The organism is Bacillus tequilensis KCTC 13622 (genome assembly GCF_000507145.1).
Classification (GTDB): domain Bacteria; phylum Bacillota; class Bacilli; order Bacillales; family Bacillaceae; genus Bacillus; species Bacillus tequilensis.
On record NZ_AYTO01000008.1, the window covers coordinates 211,892 to 230,079 of the forward strand.

General features: G+C 45.7%; 22 protein-coding genes, 1 pseudogene and 1 riboswitch. Of the genes and pseudogenes, 17 read left to right on the forward strand and 6 right to left on the reverse strand.

Annotated features, from left to right (window positions below; translation table 11 throughout):
- The first annotated feature begins 13 nt into the window (after positions 1-13).
- Together V756_RS0104295 and V756_RS0104300 are read left to right on the forward strand one after the other, a co-directional pair.
- On the forward strand, positions 14-841 hold the full coding sequence (locus tag V756_RS0104295; RefSeq protein ID WP_081719768.1) for an ABC transporter ATP-binding protein: 828 nt from the start codon (positions 14-16) through the stop codon (positions 839-841).
- Positions 841-1,151 (forward strand): annotated as a pseudogene (locus V756_RS0104300) (YusU family protein). The gene V756_RS0104295 and the pseudogene V756_RS0104300 overlap by 1 nt, the downstream one beginning before the upstream one ends.
- Before the next feature lie 20 nt (positions 1,152-1,171).
- Here the strand turns inward: V756_RS0104300 and V756_RS0104305 are convergent.
- Positions 1,172-2,059, reverse strand: a complete 888-nt coding sequence (locus V756_RS0104305) for a LysR family transcriptional regulator (protein WP_024713589.1) — start codon at positions 2,057-2,059, stop codon at positions 1,172-1,174.
- A 133-nt stretch (positions 2,060-2,192) separates the two neighbouring features.
- Here V756_RS0104305 and V756_RS0104310 point away from each other — a divergent pair, with 133 nt between their 5' ends.
- On the forward strand, positions 2,193-2,933 hold the full coding sequence (locus tag V756_RS0104310; protein ID WP_024713590.1) for an SDR family NAD(P)-dependent oxidoreductase: 741 nt from the start codon (positions 2,193-2,195) through the stop codon (positions 2,931-2,933).
- Positions 2,934-2,949: 16 nt separating this feature from the next.
- Positions 2,950-3,333 (forward strand): tautomerase family protein, encoded by a 384-nt coding sequence (locus V756_RS0104315; protein ID WP_024713591.1) that lies wholly within the window; start codon positions 2,950-2,952, stop codon positions 3,331-3,333.
- Positions 3,334-3,370: 37 nt separating this feature from the next.
- Here V756_RS0104315 and mdtP read toward each other — a convergent pair whose 3' ends face one another.
- The 4 genes from mdtP to V756_RS0104335 form a co-directional block, all read right to left on the reverse strand.
- Positions 3,371-5,026: a multidrug efflux MFS transporter MdtP gene (gene mdtP / locus V756_RS0104320; RefSeq protein ID WP_255210012.1), complete on the reverse strand. Its 1,656-nt coding sequence runs from the start codon at positions 5,024-5,026 to the stop codon at positions 3,371-3,373.
- On the reverse strand, positions 4,992-5,462 hold the full coding sequence (gene mdtR / locus V756_RS0104325) for a MarR family transcriptional regulator MdtR (protein WP_024713593.1): 471 nt from the start codon (positions 5,460-5,462) through the stop codon (positions 4,992-4,994). The genes mdtP and mdtR overlap by 35 nt, the downstream gene beginning before the upstream one ends.
- 161 nt (positions 5,463-5,623) lie before the next feature.
- Positions 5,624-5,956 carry a spore coat protein gene (locus V756_RS0104330; RefSeq protein ID WP_024713594.1) on the reverse strand — a complete coding sequence of 111 codons (333 nt, stop codon included), beginning with the start codon at positions 5,954-5,956 and terminating at the stop codon, positions 5,624-5,626.
- A gap of 12 nt (positions 5,957-5,968) precedes the next feature.
- Positions 5,969-6,214, reverse strand: a complete 246-nt coding sequence (locus tag V756_RS0104335; protein WP_024713595.1) for a hypothetical protein — start codon at positions 6,212-6,214, stop codon at positions 5,969-5,971.
- Positions 6,215-6,308: 94 nt separating this feature from the next.
- Here V756_RS0104335 and V756_RS0104340 point away from each other — a divergent pair, with 94 nt between their 5' ends.
- Positions 6,309-7,217, forward strand: a complete 909-nt coding sequence (locus V756_RS0104340) for a proline dehydrogenase family protein (protein WP_024713596.1) — start codon at positions 6,309-6,311, stop codon at positions 7,215-7,217.
- A gap of 25 nt (positions 7,218-7,242) precedes the next feature.
- Here V756_RS0104340 and V756_RS01000000121835 read toward each other — a convergent pair whose 3' ends face one another.
- Complete coding sequence (locus tag V756_RS01000000121835) at positions 7,243-7,389, reverse strand: YuzL family protein (RefSeq protein WP_032681721.1); 147 nt, start codon at positions 7,387-7,389, stop codon at positions 7,243-7,245.
- Positions 7,390-7,563: 174 nt separating this feature from the next.
- Here V756_RS01000000121835 and V756_RS0104350 point away from each other — a divergent pair, with 174 nt between their 5' ends.
- The 12 genes from V756_RS0104350 to metQ all read left to right on the forward strand — a co-directional run bounded on the left by V756_RS0104350 (position 7,564) and on the right by metQ (position 18,175).
- Entirely contained in the window at positions 7,564-9,924 is a 2,361-nt protein-coding gene (locus V756_RS0104350; protein WP_024713597.1) for a 3-hydroxyacyl-CoA dehydrogenase/enoyl-CoA hydratase family protein, read from the forward strand.
- Positions 9,925-9,934: 10 nt separating this feature from the next.
- Positions 9,935-11,110: an acetyl-CoA C-acetyltransferase gene (locus tag V756_RS0104355; protein ID WP_024713598.1), complete on the forward strand. Its 1,176-nt coding sequence runs from the start codon at positions 9,935-9,937 to the stop codon at positions 11,108-11,110.
- Between the two features lie 14 nt (positions 11,111-11,124).
- A complete protein-coding gene (fadE, locus tag V756_RS0104360) occupies positions 11,125-12,909 on the forward strand; it encodes an acyl-CoA dehydrogenase FadE (RefSeq protein WP_024713599.1) in 1,785 nt (594 codons plus the stop codon).
- A 108-nt stretch (positions 12,910-13,017) separates the two neighbouring features.
- Positions 13,018-13,374, forward strand: coding sequence for an arsenate reductase family protein (locus V756_RS0104365; RefSeq protein ID WP_003222779.1), 357 nt, complete (start codon positions 13,018-13,020; stop codon positions 13,372-13,374).
- 66 nt (positions 13,375-13,440) lie between these two features.
- Positions 13,441-13,824 carry a glycine cleavage system protein GcvH gene (gene gcvH / locus V756_RS0104370; RefSeq protein WP_024713600.1) on the forward strand — a complete coding sequence of 128 codons (384 nt, stop codon included), beginning with the start codon at positions 13,441-13,443 and terminating at the stop codon, positions 13,822-13,824.
- Between the two features lie 55 nt (positions 13,825-13,879).
- Positions 13,880-14,116: a YusG family protein gene (locus V756_RS0104375; protein ID WP_003240826.1), complete on the forward strand. Its 237-nt coding sequence runs from the start codon at positions 13,880-13,882 to the stop codon at positions 14,114-14,116.
- 72 nt (positions 14,117-14,188) lie between these two features.
- Positions 14,189-14,551: a toprim domain-containing protein gene (locus V756_RS0104380; protein WP_024713601.1), complete on the forward strand. Its 363-nt coding sequence runs from the start codon at positions 14,189-14,191 to the stop codon at positions 14,549-14,551.
- A gap of 1 nt (position 14,552) precedes the next feature.
- On the forward strand, positions 14,553-14,873 hold the full coding sequence (locus V756_RS0104385) for a thioredoxin family protein (RefSeq protein ID WP_024713602.1): 321 nt from the start codon (positions 14,553-14,555) through the stop codon (positions 14,871-14,873).
- A gap of 106 nt (positions 14,874-14,979) precedes the next feature.
- Positions 14,980-15,324, forward strand: a complete 345-nt coding sequence (locus tag V756_RS0104390; RefSeq protein WP_024713603.1) for an SCP2 sterol-binding domain-containing protein — start codon at positions 14,980-14,982, stop codon at positions 15,322-15,324.
- Between the two features lie 114 nt (positions 15,325-15,438).
- A riboswitch (SAM riboswitch) is annotated at positions 15,439-15,545 on the forward strand.
- A 105-nt stretch (positions 15,546-15,650) separates the two neighbouring features.
- Positions 15,651-16,676: a methionine ABC transporter ATP-binding protein MetN gene (gene metN / locus V756_RS0104395; protein ID WP_024713604.1), complete on the forward strand. Its 1,026-nt coding sequence runs from the start codon at positions 15,651-15,653 to the stop codon at positions 16,674-16,676.
- On the forward strand, positions 16,669-17,337 hold the full coding sequence (gene metP / locus V756_RS0104400) for a methionine ABC transporter permease MetP (protein WP_024713605.1): 669 nt from the start codon (positions 16,669-16,671) through the stop codon (positions 17,335-17,337). The genes metN and metP overlap by 8 nt, the downstream gene beginning before the upstream one ends.
- Before the next feature lie 13 nt (positions 17,338-17,350).
- Positions 17,351-18,175, forward strand: a complete 825-nt coding sequence (gene metQ / locus V756_RS0104405) for a methionine ABC transporter substrate-binding lipoprotein MetQ (protein ID WP_024713606.1) — start codon at positions 17,351-17,353, stop codon at positions 18,173-18,175.
- Positions 18,176-18,188 lie beyond the last annotated feature (13 nt).

Sequence of the window (18,188 nt, forward strand, 5' to 3'; positions counted from 1 at the left end):
AAAAGGAGCGGTTATGGGTATGAGTGCAATTTCTACAGAAACGCTGAGCTTAGGATACGGGGATGCCGTTATTATTGATGAGTTGAATTTAACAATTCCCAAAGGTGAAATTACCGTATTTATTGGCAGCAACGGCTGCGGAAAATCGACACTTTTACGTTCATTAGCGCGTCTGATGAAGCCGAGAGGCGGTTCAGTGCTCCTGGAAGGAAGAGCGATTGCCAAGCTTCCGACGAAGGAAGTCGCAAAAGAGCTCGCCATCTTGCCGCAGGGGCCTTCGGCTCCAGAGGGGCTGACCGTGCATCAGCTTGTAAAGCAAGGAAGATATCCTTACCAAAATTGGCTGAAACAGTGGTCAAAAGAGGATGAGGCAGCGGTTGAGAGAGCGCTTAAAGCAACAAAACTTGAAGACCTGGCTGACCGCGCCGTCGATTCTTTGTCAGGCGGACAGCGCCAGCGGGCTTGGATCGCGATGACGCTTGCGCAGGAAACGGATATTATCCTTCTGGATGAACCGACAACGTATTTGGACATGACGCACCAAATCGAAATTCTTGATTTGCTGTTTGAGCTGAATGAGACGGAAGAGCGGACGATTGTCATGGTTCTCCATGACTTAAACTTGGCGTGCCGCTATGCGCATCATCTTGTGGCTATAAAAGATAAACGTATTTATGCTGAAGGCCGTCCGGAAGAGGTCATTACTTGTGACCTTGTGCAAAATGTGTTTTCGATGAACTGTCAGGTCACACAGGACCCGCTGTTCGGAACGCCTCTTTGCATCCCTCATGGCAGGGGCAGATGCATTGTCCAGGAAGCGGCTCTTACATCACATGGATAATACGTCAGCGAAGGAGCTTTCACTGTAGAAAGCTCCTTGCTGTTTTTTGAAAGGAAGATGGAAAATGGAACAAAAACTTCAGGAGCAGCTGGATGGATTGCTGGAGAAGTATACTGAGCTTCTGCTTGGTGAAACAAGCAATGAGCTAAAAGAAGAAGTAAAGCAATGGGTTTTATACACGCATATCGCCAAAAGCATGCCCCCGCTCGCCAAGCATTGGAATGCAACATATCCTGACGGGAAGCAGGGCATTAAAGATATCATTCAGCATATTAAGGAATTAAATGAAGCGCATCGAAACAAACAATAGCTAAAAAAGCAGTCTGCCAATCACAGCAGACTGCTTTTTTGTGATGCTGACGTTTTTTCGGGCAAGAAGGAATCCATAAATGTCCGCAGCGCGCTGCTGATAAACGAATCTTTTCGGACAATAAATTCTGTTTTCATCTGTCTGAGAGCTTCAGGCAGCGGGTACAATCGAATCGTCCCTTCAGCCGCGTGTTTCTGCACAACCGTTCTCGGCAGCAGCGAGATGCCAAGACCTGCTGTAACCCCGCCGATAATCGCTTCAAGCGTTCCAAATTCCATAATGACTGGCTGTGTGACACCGACAGAGCGCAGCCATTTTTCAAGTGTCTCGCGATACGAACAGCCTGTGCTGTAAACGAGAATCGGTTTTGTAATGGCGTCCTCTTCACTAGAGACGGAAGCAGCCGAAACCATTACCGGCTCTTCCTCAAATGCAGGATAGGATTCGAGCTCAGGATGATTGCATTCGCATCCGATAAAGGCGCCATCCAATTCATAGCGAAGAACCTGATCAAGGAGAAATTGTGTATGTCCTGTTGTTAAAGACAGCTGGACGTTTGGGTGCTCTGCATAATAAGAAGCCAGAAGCTTCGGAAGCCTTACTGCGGCGGTTGTCTGAGTGGAGCCGATCATAAGCGGTCCGCTTGGTTCGACGGAGGATGAGAGTGCTTTAGACGCTTCATCCAGCAGACCGATAATTTTATTGGTGTAGTCCAGCAGCAGCTTTCCGCTTGCGGAAAGCGTCATGCCCCGATTATGGCGCAAAAACAGCATGGTGCCCAGCTCAGCTTCCAATTGCTGAATTCTGGCCGTGACATTCGATTGCACATAGCCAAGCTGCCGGGCCGCTTTTGTAATGGAGCCTTCGCGGGCTACCATTTGAAACACACGTAAATCTCCGCTTTCCATTTTGCATTCCTCCGTTCGTTTGCTATCAATCTAAGTGATAGCAAGTATCTTTAACAATCATTATACGTAACACCAAACCTGGATTACAATGGAATCAGCAAGAAAATTTCATAAACGGCAAGGAGTGGCGGCAATGAATGTCATGAACAAAATAGCTCTCGTAACAGGGGGCGGCACAGGAATCGGAAGAGCAGCCAGCATGGAATTGGCAAAACGCGGAGCGATTGTTGCGGTGAATTATTCACGCTCGCAATCCGAAGCGGAGGAAACAGTAGAAATGATTAAAAAAGATCGCGGGCAAGCTTTTGCCATCCAAGCGAATGTATCCAAAAACAGCGAAGTGCAGGATATGGTTCAATCGATTGTGAAAACATACGGCACCATTGATATTTTAATCAACAATGCCAGCATTACAAGGCATATTCCAATGGAGGACCTTGAAGCTGCGACAGAAGACATCTGGGATGAGCTTTACGCTGTCAATGTGAAAGGGATGTTTTTTTGCGCGCGGGCAGCGGTTCCTTTCATGAAAAAAAGCAAGGCCGGGGCGATCGTAAATGTCGGCAGCATCGCAGGGGTAACCGGTGCGGGTTCATCTATGCCTTACGCAGTGTCAAAATCGGCGGTACACGGCTTAACGAAATCTTTGGCGCACGCCTTAGCGCCTGAAATCAGAGTGAGCGGTGTAGCACCGGGAGCTGTCGCAACGAGATGGTGGGCCGGCCGGGAAGAAAAAATGAAAAGTATGATCGGCACTTTGTTGCTGCAGCGTATTGCTGAACCGGATGATGTCGCCAAATTGATTTGTTCGCTTGTTGAACAGGAATCGCTCACAGGTCAAATCATCACAATTGACAGCGGACAGACGCTGTAAGAGAGGAGATGCGGGGATGCCATTTGTACAAATTCATTTACGGGCGGGGAGAAGCGAAGCGTGGCTTCAAAAACTAAGCAGGACCATTCATCAATCAATGACTGAAGAAATCAATGTGCCGGAAGATGACTATTTTCAAGTCATCAGGCAATATGAAAACAGCGAATTTTTTTATGATCCGTCTTATCTGCAGGTCGAGCGTACCGATGAGCTGATATACATTCATTTTACGTTGAAACATTCAAGAACAACTGACCAGAAAAAAGCGCTTTACCGGTCAATCGCAAGTCGGATTCATACCAAGCTTGGTGTAAGAAAAGAAGATGTGTTTATCATGCTGGCTGGAAATCAGGATGAGGATTGGTCCTTCGGAAATGGCAGGGCTCAGATGATCGAATAAGAAAACCCCGCGGATTTGGGACCCGCGGGGTGCTCTATTAATGGGAAGGTGATTCAACGGTTTGTGCCGTTTTCTCTTTTACTTCTTCTCCCGTTTTCTTGTTCGATAGCTTGATAGGCTTTAAGAACAAAGTAAATACGGCTCCGACTGCGATAAAGATCAGGCCGGTATAAAACACGCTGTGGAGTGAATCCATTAACGATGTTTTTAAAATTGGCAAAATGTGAGATGAGAAAGCAGCAGGAATTTGTTTCAGGGCTTCCGGGCTGAACAATGATTGCAGAAGTCCCTGCGGATTTGTGTCAATCATCCCTTTTAGCTGTGAGGCAAACGAGCTTGCCTGTGCCGGAAGTGAGTCTAAGTACGGCACCAGTTTATCTGTTAATAAACTTCCTGATCTCGCATTCATCACAGCGCCAAGCATAGTAATACCGAATGTCCCTCCGATAGAACGGAAGAATTGGCTGGATGAAGTGACAACCCCAAGCTCTTCCTTCGAGAAGCTTTCCTGTAAAGCAAGTGTCAGAATCGGCATAACCAGACCCATTCCCAGACCGATGATCGCCATATACGATGTAGCGACAAGCTTGCTCGTATCAAGATCCAAAGTCGTCAACAACAGGAATCCGCCGGCCATCACCAGCATACCTGTAATGATTTGCGGTTTAATGCCGATTTTGTAAACAAGCTGGCCGCCGATAATACTTGTAATGATCATAGAGATCATCATCGGAGTCATAATCGTGCCTGATTCAGACGCGCTTACGCCAACAATTCCCTGCATAAAGAAAGGAACAAACGTAATGGCACCAAACATGCCGATACTCATAAAGAAGCCGATCAGGTTTAGAAATGTAAACGTTCTGTTTTTAAACAGATACATTGGCAGGATAGGCTCTTTTGCTTTTGATTCTACGATAATAAAGCTGACAATGCCGATCAGTGCGAGTGCGAACAGGCCAAGAATCTGCCATGAACCCCACGCGTAATCTTTCCCGCCAAAGCTTAAGGCGAGGAGGAGGCTGACAACCCCGACAATCATCGTGAAAATACCAGCGATATCGAAGTTGATCGGGCCAGTCTGCCGGCGGCCCTGCAATCCTCTGGCAATAAAAATAACAGCAATGATTCCGACTGGGAGATTAATATAGAAAACCCATTTCCAGTTTAAAGAGTCTACAATCCAGCCGCCGATTTGCGGCCCAATCACTGAAGCCAGCCCGTAAATTGCGCCAAAGACCCCTTGGAATTTAGCACGCTGTTTACCTGTGAATAAGTCACCGATGACAATCATCGCCATCGGCATCATAATGCCTCCGCCGATTCCTTGAAGCCCTCGGAAGATAATCAATTCTGTCATATTGTTGGCCATTCCGCACAAAGCAGAAGCTGCCATAAAAATGATCAAACCTGATACATAGACAATGCGGCGTCCCAATAAATCGGCCAGTTTACCGGCAATTGGAACAACAGTTGTGGATGTTAACAAATAAGCTGTTGTCAGCCAGGTCATCATGCTCAAACCGCCCAGATCACCGACGATTTTCGGCATGGCCGTTCCGACAATGGTACCGTCAAGCGCTGAAAAAAACATGGCAATAATTAAGCCTGTTATTAATAATGTTCGTTTTGATTGCTGTTTGTCTTCATTACTCATTTCATTCGTTTCCTCTTTTCGTGTTGTGCTTTTCATCAGTTTCCGCTGCTGCCTGTGCGAGCTTTTCTGTAATATGCGCCGCCTGAAGCATTTCCTCCTCCGTCAAGAAAGAGAGATATCGCGCCATTATGGCTTTTCTGCCCGCCAAAACCTCCTCGAACTTTCTGTCTCCTTCATCAGTAAGACTGAGATCAATCACTCGCCTGTCTTTCGTGTTGTGCGTTCTGGCGATGAGATTTTTTTGCTCAAGTCGATCTGCCATTAATGTCACCGCGCTTGGCTTAACCTCCATGCGCTCGGCAATTTCAGAAATTTTAAGGCTTCCGTGTTTTTTCAGGCTGGCCAGCACAAACAGCTGCGCTGGGGTAATACCTTGTTTCTCCATACTTTCCAGCATTTCAGGCTGTATCTTTTGAAAGAGCGCCTGAAGCGATAGTTGAATATCGGACATTAACCGATCCGCACTCTTCATGTTCATTTCCCCTCTATTACATACACTGTATATATATTTTGATGACAAAATAGTTAATGCTTATTAAATATAAATAAGCATAAATGAAAAGTCAACTGTTTTTTCCCCATAAAAAAAGGATAGATGCCCGAACGCGCATCGTATCCTTTTTGCTGATGCTGTTATTGCTGGTAAGGAGACTGCTGCTGAATGGTCTGCTGGAACTTTTGATAGGACTGCTGCAGCTTTTGGGCATCCTCCGCTTCAACAGAATACCATCCATATTGGAACATGAGGTCATATAGTTTTCTTTGCGCTTTTTGTGACTCATCAAAAATGGATTGAATATCCTGATAAAGAGACTCGTGGCTGAATTCGTGCAAGGCTGTGCAATAAGCTGTTGTCATGTATTTTTCCGTTGACAGCAGTTCATTGACGAAATCTCTGTCATTCATCTCCGAAGTTGTCGGTACGGGTGTCTGCGGGTTGCTGATTTTCTGATTTTGCTGATTCATTCTGGCGCCTCCTTATTGGATATAACCGGACTGCTGCTGGTCCGGCTGCAGGTGCTTTACAATTCTTTGATAGTGATCATGGTGCATGTGTCCGACACGGTCGAGTTCTTGCTTTAATGTTTGATCCTGGCACTGCTGCGCCATGAAATGCGCTTTTTTCATCGCGAGCAAATTCCAGTTCAGCATGTCATTGAGATACAAATGATCCTTTGTCGAAATAACGGAAGGCGGCATTTGAGCTTGCTGCTGATTGTCCATTGTGATCCTCCTTTGATTTCTGTTCATTTTATAGTTTCCTTCAGTCTGGGAGTTATATACAGGTGTTTTGAAGATGACGGCGGGAGGGAGTCGGATGTTAAGACATGTGTTTTTATTTTTTTCTCAAAATAAAACACTTACCAAGTTCGCAAAAGCATACGGAACGCGGTTCGGCGCACAAAGATTTGTCGCAGGGGAAACAATTGACTCGGCGGTTAAGGCCGTCAAAAGGCTAAACAGATCTGGTTTATGCGCAACGATTGATTATTTAGGCGAGTATGCAGCTTCGGAAAAAGAAGCAAATCAAGTCGCCGAGGAATGCAAGAAAGCCATTCGAGCCATTGCCGAATACCAATTGGATTCAGAGCTTTCATTAAAACTGACCTCGATCGGGCTTGATCTTTCAGAAGAACTCGCTCTTACTCATTTGCGCGACATTCTTTCCGTTGCGAAGCAATATGATGTTGCTGTGACCATTGATATGGAAGACTATTCTCATTATGAACAGACACTTTCTATTTACAGGAAATGCAAACAGGAATTTGAGAAGCTCGGCACGGTCATACAGGCGTATCTGTACCGGGCGGCAGAAGACATTAGAAACATGTGTGACATAAAGCCGAATCTCAGACTTGTGAAAGGCGCGTATAAAGAATCTGCGGCTGTAGCGTTTCCCGACAAAAAAGGAACAGACCTTCATTTTCAAAACTTAATCAAGCTGCAGCTGTTAAGCGGGAACTACACGGCTGTCGCCACACATGACGATGACATCATTGCATGTACGAAACAGCTTGTCGCCGAGCATCAAATCCCCGCGTCGCAATTTGAGTTTCAAATGCTATACGGCATCAGGCCGGAGCGCCAGAAGGAACTTGCCAAGGAAGGGTACAGAATGCGTGTGTATGTCCCATATGGAACGGACTGGTTCAGCTACTTTATGAGAAGGATTGCCGAACGGCCCGCCAATGCAGCGTTTGTGCTAAAAGGGATCTTGAAAAAGTGAAAGCAGCCGCGAAGGAGCAGCTGCATTATGATTGTTCCATGTTCTGTTTTTTATACTGCTGATTTTGACTTGTCCGTTTTCCGCCGCCGTAATGCTGGGTCGGACCGGCGTCTCCTTTTACGCTCGCCGCGCTGACTGCCGCTGAAGACGGATTTTTTTTCTCTCGCACCATTCCCTTCACCTCCGGATTTAAGTTGCCCGTCTTTTATAGGCTTCATTCAAAAAAATAACAAATTAGCTATTGAAGTCGAACCGGAAATCTTTTAAGATGAAAGAAGAAACGGGTTTCATTTTTTTTGGTCAAAAAATGAATGATTATTCATTCAATGTTCAAGGGGGATATCTCATGCACAAACACATTCGGAAGGCAGCCGTTTTAGGATCGGGGGTAATGGGTTCCGGGATTGCGGCGCATTTGGCTAATATCGGAATTCCTGTCCTGCTGCTTGATATTGTGCCGAACGATTTGACAAAGGAAGAGGAAAAAAGGGGACTGACAAAGGACAGTCCGGAGGTTCGCAGCAGGCTGAGCCGGCAGGCGTTGAAAAAACTGCTGAAACAAAAACCCGCTCCCCTCACATCAGCGAAAAATACGTCCTATATCACGCCAGGCAATCTGGAGGATGATGCAGCAAAGCTGAAAGAAGCAGATTGGATTATTGAAGTCGTTGTCGAAAACCTTGAAGTCAAAAAGCAAATTTTTACGCTTGTGGATGAATACCGGAAGCCAGGAAGCATTGTCTCAAGCAATACATCCGGCATATCAGTTCAGGAAATGGCTGAGGGCCGGTCGGATGATTTTAAAGCCCATTTTCTCGGAACGCACTTTTTTAATCCTGCCCGTTATTTAAAACTGCTGGAGATCATTCCGATTCAGGAAACGGACCCTGATATTTTGAAGTTTATGACGGCGTTTGGTGAAAATGTCCTCGGAAAAGGTGTTGTCACAGCAAAGGACACACCGAACTTTATCGCGAATCGCATCGGCACGTACGGGCTTCTCGTCACAGTTCAAGAAATGCTGAAAGGCGGCTATCAGGTTGGGGAAGTCGATTCGATCACAGGTCCGCTGATCGGCAGACCGAAAAGCGCGACCTTCAGAACGCTTGATGTGGTCGGACTCGATACATTCGCTCACGTGGCCCGAAATGTGTATGACAAAGCGGACGGAAAAGAAAAAGATATGTTCCGCTTGCCAAGCTTCATGAACGATATGCTTCAGAAAGGATGGATCGGAAGCAAGGCCGGACAAGGCTTTTATAAAAAAGAAGGAAAAACGATTTATGAGCTTGATCCATTGACGCTTACTTATGGCGAGCGGACAAAAATGAAATCACCGGCGCTTGAAGCGGCAAAACAGGTAAAAGGGACAAAAGCCAAATTGAAAGCGCTTATTTATTCCGATGACAGAGCCGGCAGACTGCTGTGGAATATCACATCTCAAACCTTGCTTTACTCAGCCGAGCTGCTTGGCGAGATTGCCGATGATATTCATGCGATTGACCAAGCCATGAAGTGGGGATTCGGCTGGGAGCTGGGCCCGTTTGAAATGTGGGATGCCATCGGCCTCAAGCAGTCGGCGGAAAAGCTTGGAGCTGAAATGCCCGGCTGGATTAAAGACATGCTGGACAAAGGAAATGAAACCTTTTACATCAGAGAGAACGGAACGGTATTTTATTATGACCGCGGCGAATACAGAGCCGTGAAAGAAAACAAAAAACGGATTCATTTACAAGCGCTCAAGGAAACAAACAGCGTGATTGAAAAAAACAGCGGAGCAAGCCTGATCGACCTTGGAGATGATGTGGCCCTGCTTGAATTTCATTCAAAAAGCAATGCCATCGGCCTCGACATCATCCAAATGATCAACAAGGCGTTAGAGGAAACAGAGCGGAACTATAAAGGGCTTGTCATCGGCAACCAAGGAAAAAATTTCTGTGTCGGCGCGAATCTCGCCATGATCTTAATGGAAGTCCAGGATGACAACTTTTTGGAAGTTGACTTCGTGATACGCCGTTTTCAGGAGACGATGATGAAAATCAAATACAGCGCAAAACCGGTTGTCGCTGCGCCATTTGGCATGACGCTCGGCGGAGGAACGGAAGTATGCCTGCCGGCCGCTCGTATTCAAGCAGCAAGCGAAGCCTATATGGGCCTTGTGGAAGCGGGTGTCGGCCTCATCCCTGGCGGAGGAGGAAACAAAGAGCTGTACATCAACCATCTACGCCGCGGTCTTGATCCGATGAATGCGGCAATGAAAACATTTGAAACGATTGCAATGGCGAAAGTGTCCGCTTCCGCCCAAGAGGCCCGTGAGATGAACATCTTAAAAGAAACGGACCATATCAGCGTGAATCAGGATCACCTGCTGTACGATGCGAAGCAGCTTGCCGCATCTTTATACGATACCGGCTGGCGCACGCCTGTAAAAGAAAAGGTCAAGGTGCCGGGAGAAACCGGTTATGCGGCACTCTTGCTTGGCGCTGAGCAGATGAAACTGTCCGGCTATATATCTGAGCATGATTTCAACATCGCGAAAAAACTCGCTTATGTCATAGCCGGCGGAAAAGTGCCGTTTGGCACAGAGGTTGATGAAGAGTATTTATTGGAAATCGAGAGAGAAGCGTTTTTGAGTTTGGCAGGAGAGGCGAAATCTCAAGCGAGAATGCAGCATATGCTTGTGAAAGGTAAACCTTTACGGAATTAGGAGGGAGCTTATGAAAGAAGCAGTCATTGTGTCAGGTGCAAGGACACCGGTTGGGAAAGCCAAAAAAGGATCGCTGGCCGCCGTTCGTCCGGATGATTTAGGAGCGATTTGCGTGAAGGAAACACTGAAGCGGGCAGGCGGCTACGAAGGCAATATTGACGACTTGATTATCGGCTGTGCAACACCTGAAGCGGAACAGGGGCTCAATATGGCGAGAAACATCGGCGCGCTCGCGGGACTGCCGTATACGGTTCCGGCGATTACAGTCAATCGCTACTGCTCTTCAGGTCTTCAGTCCATCGCATATGCGGCAGAAAAAATTATGCTTGGTGCCTACGATACAGCGATTGCCGGGGGAGCAGAATCCATGTCACAGGTTCCGATGATGGGGCATGTCACCCGTCCGAACCTAGCGTTGGCAGAACAGGCGCCGGAATATTATATGAGCATGGGACATACAGCTGAGCAGGTCGCGAAAAAATACGGCGTCTCACGTGAGGATCAGGACGCATTTGCCGTTCGCAGCCACCAGAATGCGGCCAAAGCCCTTGCAGAAGGGAAATTTAAAGATGAGATAGTACCTGTCGAAGTGACGGTGACAGAAATCGGAGAAAATCATAAGCCGCAGGAAAAACAATTTGTGTTTTCTCAGGATGAAGGTGTTCGCCCGCAAACGACCACAGAGGTTTTAGCGACATTGCGTCCGGCTTTTTCTGTTGATGGAACAGTTACTGCCGGCAATTCCTCGCAAACGAGTGACGGAGCGGCAGCTGTCATGCTGATGGATCGGGAAAAAGCTGATGCGCTTGGCTTGGCGCCGCTTGTGAAATTCCGCTCCTTTACGGTAGGCGGCGTGCCGCCGGAGGTGATGGGCATCGGACCGGTGGAAGCCATTCCGCGCGCCTTAAAGCTTGCCGGGCTGCAGCTGCAGGATATCGGCTTGTTTGAACTGAACGAAGCTTTCGCATCACAGGCCATTCAAGTGATCAGGGAACTGGGAATTGATGAAGGAAAAGTGAATGTCAACGGGGGCGCCATCGCGCTTGGGCACCCGCTTGGCTGTACGGGCACAAAGCTTACACTTTCACTCATTCATGAAATGAAGCGGAGAAACGAGCAGTTTGGAGTCGTCACAATGTGTATTGGCGGCGGGATGGGAGCGGCCGGTGTATTTGAATTATGCTAAAGGGGGAAAAACAAATGGTGAAAAAAGCGGCTGAAGTACAAAAAGGCGGCGGATTTTTAATCGACGATGTCACATACGATCAAATGTATACACCGGAGGATTTCACTGACGAGCATAAAATGATTGCAAAAACAACAGAGGATTACATCGAGCAAGATGTTCTCCCTCATATAGATGAAATCGAAAACCACCAATTCGAGCATTCTGTCAGACTGTTGAAGAAGGCCGGCGAACTAGGGCTGCTTGGCGCTGATGTGCCAGAGGAATACGGAGGGCTCGGCCTTGATAAAATCAGCTCCGCACTCATTACGGAAAAATTTTCGCGTGCGGGAAGCTTTTCGCTTTCTTATGGCGCGCATGTCGGCATCGGTTCCTTGCCGATCGTCTTTTTCGGATCAGAAGAGCAAAAGAAAACGTATTTGCCCGGGCTTGCTTCAGGCGAAAAGATCGCGGCTTATGCGTTGACTGAACCCGGATCCGGGTCTGATGCGCTGGGAGCAAAAACAACAGCCGTGCTGAATGAAGCGGGGACGCATTACGTATTAACCGGTGAAAAACAGTGGATTACCAACTCTGCCTTTGCTGATGTATTTGTCGTTTACGCGAAGGTGGACGGCGACAAATTCTCAGCCTTTATTGTAGAAAAAGATTTCCCGGGCGTATCCACAGGTCCGGAAGAAAAGAAAATGGGGATCAAAGGATCATCGACAAGAACCCTTATTTTAGATCAGGCTGAAGTGCCAAAAGAAAACCTGCTCGGAGAAATCGGCAAAGGGCATGTCATCGCCTTTAATATTTTGAATATCGGCCGCTATAAGCTGGCGGTTGGCACGATTGGAGCATCTAAGCGGGTGATTGAGCTGTCTGCAGCATACGCAAATCAGCGCCGCCAATTTAAAACGCCGATTGCGGGCTTTTCGCTGACACAGGAAAAAATCGCGACAATGGCATCAAGGCTTTACGCGATGGAAAGCTCTGTGTACAGAACCGTCGGGCTGTTTGAAGACAATATGAGCCAGTTTACGGCCGAAGACCTCAAGGACGGCCGGCAAATCGCCAAGTCAATTGCAGAATACGCCATCGAATGCTCTCTGAATAAAGTATTCGGATCCGAGACGCTTGATTATATCGTAGATGAAGGCGTGCAGATTCATGGCGGCTACGGTTTTATGCAGGAATACGAAGTAGAGAGAGCCTATCGGGATTCAAGGATCAATCGGATTTTTGAAGGCACAAACGAAATCAACCGGTTAATCGTGCCAAGCACTTTCCTGAAAAAAGCGTTAAAAGGCGAGCTGCCTCTATTCGAAAAAGCGAAGGCGCTCCAAGAAGAACTCATGATGCTTATGCCGGAAGAGCCGGGCAGCGGCGTTTTAGAGCAGGAGAAATATATCGTCAAGCAAGCCAAAAAAATCGCGCTGTTCGCCGCCGGTCTCGCCGCGCAAAAATACGGAAAAGCCATCGATCGCGAACAAGAAATTCTCGTCAACGTCGCGGATATCGTCAGCAATGTATACGCAATGGAATCCGCCGTACTCAGAACGGAAAAGGCCATTGCCGCCCAAGGAGAAGAAAAAGCGGCGCAAAAGGTGCTGTATACTGAAATTTTCGTTCAGGAAGCTTTTAACGAAATTGAAGCGCACGCGAAGGAATCCCTTATCGCAATAGAAGAAGGAGATTCACTCCGCATGATGCTTTCCGCTCTTCGCAAGCTGACGCGCGTAACGCCTAAAAACGTCATTCAGAAAAAACGCGAAGCGGCAGCGGGCGTTTTTGAGGCTGAAAAATATATTGTCTGATTGTCCAAAAGCTCCGCATGCGCGGAGCTTTTTTAAGGAGCACAGTTTTAGGCTTTTAAAACAAACTGTGTTAAAATAACCTCGATTATTTTATTGAGGGGGAAGAAGATGTCGTTAACTTTTTACTGGTACCCTAAATGCGGAACGTGCCGCAAAGCAAAGAAATGGCTTGAAGAGCATGGAAAAGAAATCAACGAAATACATATTGCAGAGCAGCCTCCAAGCAAAGAAGAACTAAAAGCGCTTTATGAAAAAAGCGGGCTGGATCTCAAGAAATTTTTCAACACGAGCGGCATGAAATACCGCGAACTGAATCTAAAGGAAAAGCTGTATCACATGTCAGAGGACGAACAGCTTGAACTGCTGGCTTCAGACGGAATGCTGATCAAACGCCCTCTTACAACAGACGGCGAAAAAGTGACAGTCGGTTTTAAAGAAGACCAATTTGAAGAAAACTGGGCTTAATGTCAATTTTTTTTGAAAAGTGTGGTATCTTCTTATTGTAGTGCTGTAAAAAATGGAGGGATTCAATTGAGCATACCTAAAGATTTGCGTTACTCAGGAGAACACGAGTGGGTTAAAGTTGAGGGAGAAAAAGCCAGAATCGGAATTACGCATTTTGCCCAGTCCGAGCTAGGCGACATCGTGTTTGTCGAGCTTCCTGAAGTTGGCGCTGAAATCAAAGCGGACGAGCCATTCGGCAGTGTTGAATCCGTTAAAACGGTATCTGAGCTTTATGCACCGATTAACGGAACTGTTGTGGAAGTAAACGAAGATCTTGATGACAGTCCGGAATTCGTCAACGAATCTCCGTACGAAAAAGCATGGATGATCGTCATTGAGCCGTCTGACGCTTCTGAAATTGAAAAACTGATGACAGCAGAGCAATACGAAGAGATGACACAAGAAGACTAAAATAGGATAGCTGTGAAGGCAATTGGACACGCTAACGGTGTAGGAGGTGTCCAATATGGCTTTCAGCAAACAAAAGCTCGATGTCACCAATGATGTGACAGGCCGCTTTCAAAATGGCCGGCTCTCGTTATATCATGATAATGAGATGATCGGGCAAATGACAAGCATGGATGAATATGAGCTTAAATCCGGTTATTCCTTTGAAAATGAGAAATTTTATAAAACAGCCGATGTGGTCTCAGGAAACGATGAAAAATACGTGGATTGTGACTATGAAAACGGCTGGTGTTAATGTTGGCGGTGAATTTCACTGCCTTCTTTTTACAATCTGAACGTTTCAAATTTGGCGCAGCAGGTGATGAAAATGGATGAGCAGGAAAAGGTGATGATTGTCGAAGGGAAATCAGATAAAGAGAAAGTTGAAAGTGTGCTGAATGAACCAGTGCGCATCATCTGCACAAACGGAACAATCAGCCAGCTGAAGCTTGAGGAATTGGCTGATGAGCTTTACGATAAAGACGTCTATATATTAGTTGATGCTGATGAATCAGGCGAGAAATTAAGAAAACAGCTGAAAAGAGAATTTAATGACGCCTGCCATTTGCATATCGACAGAGCCTATAAGGAAGTAGAGGCTGCACCGAGACACCATGTCGCTTCTGTGCTGCTCCGCGCAAATCTGAATGTCCATACTATTTTTCTTGAAAGAAAGTCCCGAGGTGTATAGCATGAAAGAACTTCAAGAACATGAGCTAGAGCACATCGCAGATGATGTGTATCTCCTATATTTATATACTCCGTTTTGCGGCACCTGCCAGCTTGCAAGCAAAATGCTGACAGTGGTGAAAGAGATGCTGCCTGATGTCGCCTTCTATCAAAACAATGTCAATTATTCTCCGACATTTGCAAAAGCGTATCAAATTGAGAGCGTCCCTTGCTTTCTGCTGTTTAAAGGCGGAAAAGTGGTTGAAAGAGGATACGCGTTTCATTCTGTTTCTTATTTATATGAGCTGATTAAACAAAAATCATCTTCCGCATCCCATTTATGACATATTTCTCGACGTATTCCAATGAAATTGTCGTTCGTTTTATAAAGGGGTTCTTGCGCAGAAAGAGAAATGTGTATGTATGACCAACAAATAGGAGGTTGTACATATGGAGAAAGCGGAAGTTTTAGAAGATGAGTACCAGCATCTGTTTTTAAAACCCCTTTTGAATGCTTCAGCATTGCTCATTACCTTCCAAGGAGAAACAGAAGCCTTAACCGTCTCAATAAACGAACAGGGAGAAATGAAAAAAATTTCTCCGCCTCAAACGTCCAACCTGACCTTTTACGGAAACCAAGCGGAAATCATTCATTTATTGCACGGAGACATTTCCCTCCAGCACTTGATCCAGAGGGGAAGCCTTAAAGTAAAGGGGTCATTCAGAGCCCTGCTGAAACTCGAGGCCATTCTCTGGCTGACGAACGGATTTTTTCAGAGGATTTTGAAGAATTGAAAAATAAAAAATTATTATAATAGTAAAAGTTGACATCATTTATTTTATTGACATTTGCTGATTCGCCGTGCTATTCTACATTAAGAATTTCCGGACGAAAAAGACTATATATTTCTCTTATCAAGAGAGGTGGAGGGAAGTGCCCTATGAAGCCCGGCAACCATCAACACTGTTGAAATGGTGCCAATTCACACGAAGCGTTCAGCTTTGAAAGATGAGAGAAAGGCGTTTTATATAAGCCTTTCTGCTCACATGTGCAGAAAGGCTTTTCTTTTGCAGAAAAACCCGGAAGATTTCTTAGAATAGTGTTAAGGCAGGTGATTGCTTTGATCAATCTTCAAGATGTTTCAAAAGTTTACAAGTCGAAACATGGAGATGTCAATGCTGTCCAAAATGTCTCGCTTTCCATTAAAAAAGGTGAGATTTTTGGAATTATAGGATATAGCGGAGCTGGTAAAAGTTCCTTAATCCGTCTGCTGAACGGCCTTGAGAAACCAACCTCAGGAACCGTGGAAGTGGCGGGAACTAAAATTAATGAAGTAAACGGACGCGGTTTAAGAAAAGCACGCCATGAAATCAGCATGATTTTCCAGCATTTCAACTTGCTTTGGTCGCGGACCGTCAGAGAGAATATCATGTTTCCTTTAGAAATTGCCGGGATCAAAAAGAGCGAACGGATTAAGCGTGCCAATGAACTGATTAAACTGGTAGGTTTAGAAGGAAAAGAAAAAACATATCCGTCTCAGCTGAGCGGCGGGCAAAAGCAGCGTGTCGGCATCGCCCGAGCGCTTGCAAACAATCCGAAGGTTCTCCTTTGTGATGAAGCGACATCAGCGTTAGATCCACAAACGACAGATTCAATTTTGGATTTATTGTCCGATATTAATGAAAGACTCGGCTTGACGATTGTGCTGATTACACACGAAATGCATGTCATCCGCAAAATCTGCAACAGAGTCGCCGTCATGGAAAACGGAAGGGTTGTAGAAGAAGGCGAAGTTCTCGACGTCTTCAAAAATCCGAAAGAAGACATGACAAAACGATTTGTTCAGCAGGTGACAGAGCCGGAAGAAACGAAAGAAACGCTTCAGCATCTTCTTGATGAAACAGCATCAGGAAAAACGGTTCAGCTCACATTTGTCGGTGATTCGGCTGAACAGCCTCTGATTACAGAAATGATCAGAAACTTCAATGTCAGTGTCAATATTCTGCAGGGGAAAATCACGCAGACGAAGGATGGAGCTTACGGTTCATTATTCATCCACATTGACGGAGACGAGGAAGAAGTGCAAAACGTGATCCGGTTCATTAATGACAAACAGGTAAAAGCAGAGGTGATCACGAATGTTTGAAAAGTATTTCCCGAATGTTGATTTAACTGAATTGTGGAACGCGACATATGAAACACTGTATATGACGCTGATTTCATTGGTGTTTGCTTTTGTCATCGGGGTGATCCTCGGCTTGCTGCTTTTCCTGACAAGCAAAGGGAGCCTCTGGCAGAATAAAGCTGTCAACTCTGTAATTGCAGCCATTGTCAATATATTCAGATCGATTCCATTCCTCATTTTAATTATTTTATTATTAGGTTTTACGAAATTTTTAGTGGGCACGATCTTAGGGCCAAACGCCGCATTGCCGGCGCTGGTGATCGGCTCGGCACCATTTTACGCGCGCCTTGCTGAAATCGCATTGCGCGAGGTTGACAAAGGTGTGATTGAAGCCGCTAAATCAATGGGCGCTAAAACGTCTACGATTATTTTCAAAGTGCTGCTTCCGGAGTCTATGCCGGCTCTTATTTCAGGCATCACGGTTACGGCCATCGCTTTGATCGGCTCAACGGCTATTGCCGGAGCCATCGGTTCAGGCGGCCTTGGAAACCTTGCGTATGTAGAAGGATATCAGTCTAATAATGCTGATGTGACCTTCGTTGCTACTGTGTTTATTTTAATCATCGTGTTTATTATTCAAATCATCGGTGATGTAATAACAAATATTATAGATAAACGATAAGGGAGGATTTACATTGAAAAAGCTATTTTTAGGTGCATTACTGCTTGTATTTGCAGGAGTTCTGGCTGCCTGCGGTTCGAATAACGGCGCTGAATCCGGCAAGAAAGACATTGTCGTTGCGGCGACAAAAACACCGCATGCGGAAATTTTAAAAGAAGCTGAACCATTGTTGAAAGAAAAAGGCTACACGCTGAAAGTGAAAGTGCTTAGTGATTACAAGATGTACAACAAAGCTTTAGCTGATAAAGAAGTGGATGCGAACTACTTCCAGCACATTCCTTACCTTGAGCAAGAAATGAAAGAAAACACAGATTACAAACTTGTGAATGCCGGCGCTGTTCACCTAGAGCCATTTGGTATTTACTCTAAAACATACAAATCGCTAAAAGATCTTCCAAACGGAGCGACAATTATCCTGACAAACAACGTCGCTGAACAAGGCCGGATGCTTGCAATGCTTGAAAACGCAGGATTAATCACGCTTGATTCTAAAGTGGAAACAGTTGACGCAACATTGAAAGACATTAAGAAAAACCCGAAAAATCTTGAATTCAAAAAAGTAGCGCCTGAATTAACGGCAAAAGCATATGAAAACAAAGAAGGAGACGCGGCCTTCATTAATGTGAACTATGCGATCCAAAATAAATTAAATCCTAAAAAAGACGCGATTGAAGTAGAATCAACGAAAAACAACCCATACGCTAACATCGTCGCCGTTAGAAAAGGCGACGAAGACTCTGCTAAAATCAAAGCGCTGATGGAAGTTCTTCACTCTAAAAAGATCAAAGACTTCATCGAGAAAAAATACGACGGAGCTGTGCTTCCTGTATCTGAATAAGCTTGAAACCCCG

Excerpts from the sequence above, each read along its gene's own strand:
- V756_RS0104295 (WP_081719768.1), top strand. The coding sequence starts at position 14 with ATGGGTATGAGTGCAATTTCTACAGAAACGCTGAGCTTAGGATACGGG.
- V756_RS0104305 (WP_024713589.1), bottom strand. The coding sequence starts at position 2,059 with ATGGAAAGCGGAGATTTACGTGTGTTTCAAATGGTAGCCCGCGAAGGC.
- V756_RS0104310 (WP_024713590.1), top strand. The coding sequence starts at position 2,193 with ATGAATGTCATGAACAAAATAGCTCTCGTAACAGGGGGCGGCACAGGA.
- V756_RS0104315 (WP_024713591.1), top strand. The coding sequence starts at position 2,950 with ATGCCATTTGTACAAATTCATTTACGGGCGGGGAGAAGCGAAGCGTGG.
- mdtP (WP_255210012.1), bottom strand. The coding sequence starts at position 5,026 with ATGAAAAGCACAACACGAAAAGAGGAAACGAATGAAATGAGTAATGAA.
- mdtR (WP_024713593.1), bottom strand. The coding sequence starts at position 5,462 with ATGAAGAGTGCGGATCGGTTAATGTCCGATATTCAACTATCGCTTCAG.
- V756_RS0104330 (WP_024713594.1), bottom strand. The coding sequence starts at position 5,956 with ATGAATCAGCAAAATCAGAAAATCAGCAACCCGCAGACACCCGTACCG.
- V756_RS0104335 (WP_024713595.1), bottom strand. The coding sequence starts at position 6,214 with ATGGACAATCAGCAGCAAGCTCAAATGCCGCCTTCCGTTATTTCGACA.
- V756_RS0104340 (WP_024713596.1), top strand. The coding sequence starts at position 6,309 with ATGTTAAGACATGTGTTTTTATTTTTTTCTCAAAATAAAACACTTACC.
- V756_RS01000000121835 (WP_032681721.1), bottom strand. The coding sequence starts at position 7,389 with ATGGTGCGAGAGAAAAAAAATCCGTCTTCAGCGGCAGTCAGCGCGGCG.
- V756_RS0104350 (WP_024713597.1), top strand. The coding sequence starts at position 7,564 with ATGCACAAACACATTCGGAAGGCAGCCGTTTTAGGATCGGGGGTAATG.
- V756_RS0104355 (WP_024713598.1), top strand. The coding sequence starts at position 9,935 with ATGAAAGAAGCAGTCATTGTGTCAGGTGCAAGGACACCGGTTGGGAAA.
- fadE (WP_024713599.1), top strand. The coding sequence starts at position 11,125 with ATGGTGAAAAAAGCGGCTGAAGTACAAAAAGGCGGCGGATTTTTAATC.
- V756_RS0104365 (WP_003222779.1), top strand. The coding sequence starts at position 13,018 with ATGTCGTTAACTTTTTACTGGTACCCTAAATGCGGAACGTGCCGCAAA.
- V756_RS0104375 (WP_003240826.1), top strand. The coding sequence starts at position 13,880 with ATGGCTTTCAGCAAACAAAAGCTCGATGTCACCAATGATGTGACAGGC.
- V756_RS0104380 (WP_024713601.1), top strand. The coding sequence starts at position 14,189 with ATGGATGAGCAGGAAAAGGTGATGATTGTCGAAGGGAAATCAGATAAA.
- V756_RS0104385 (WP_024713602.1), top strand. The coding sequence starts at position 14,553 with ATGAAAGAACTTCAAGAACATGAGCTAGAGCACATCGCAGATGATGTG.
- V756_RS0104390 (WP_024713603.1), top strand. The coding sequence starts at position 14,980 with ATGGAGAAAGCGGAAGTTTTAGAAGATGAGTACCAGCATCTGTTTTTA.
- metP (WP_024713605.1), top strand. The coding sequence starts at position 16,669 with ATGTTTGAAAAGTATTTCCCGAATGTTGATTTAACTGAATTGTGGAAC.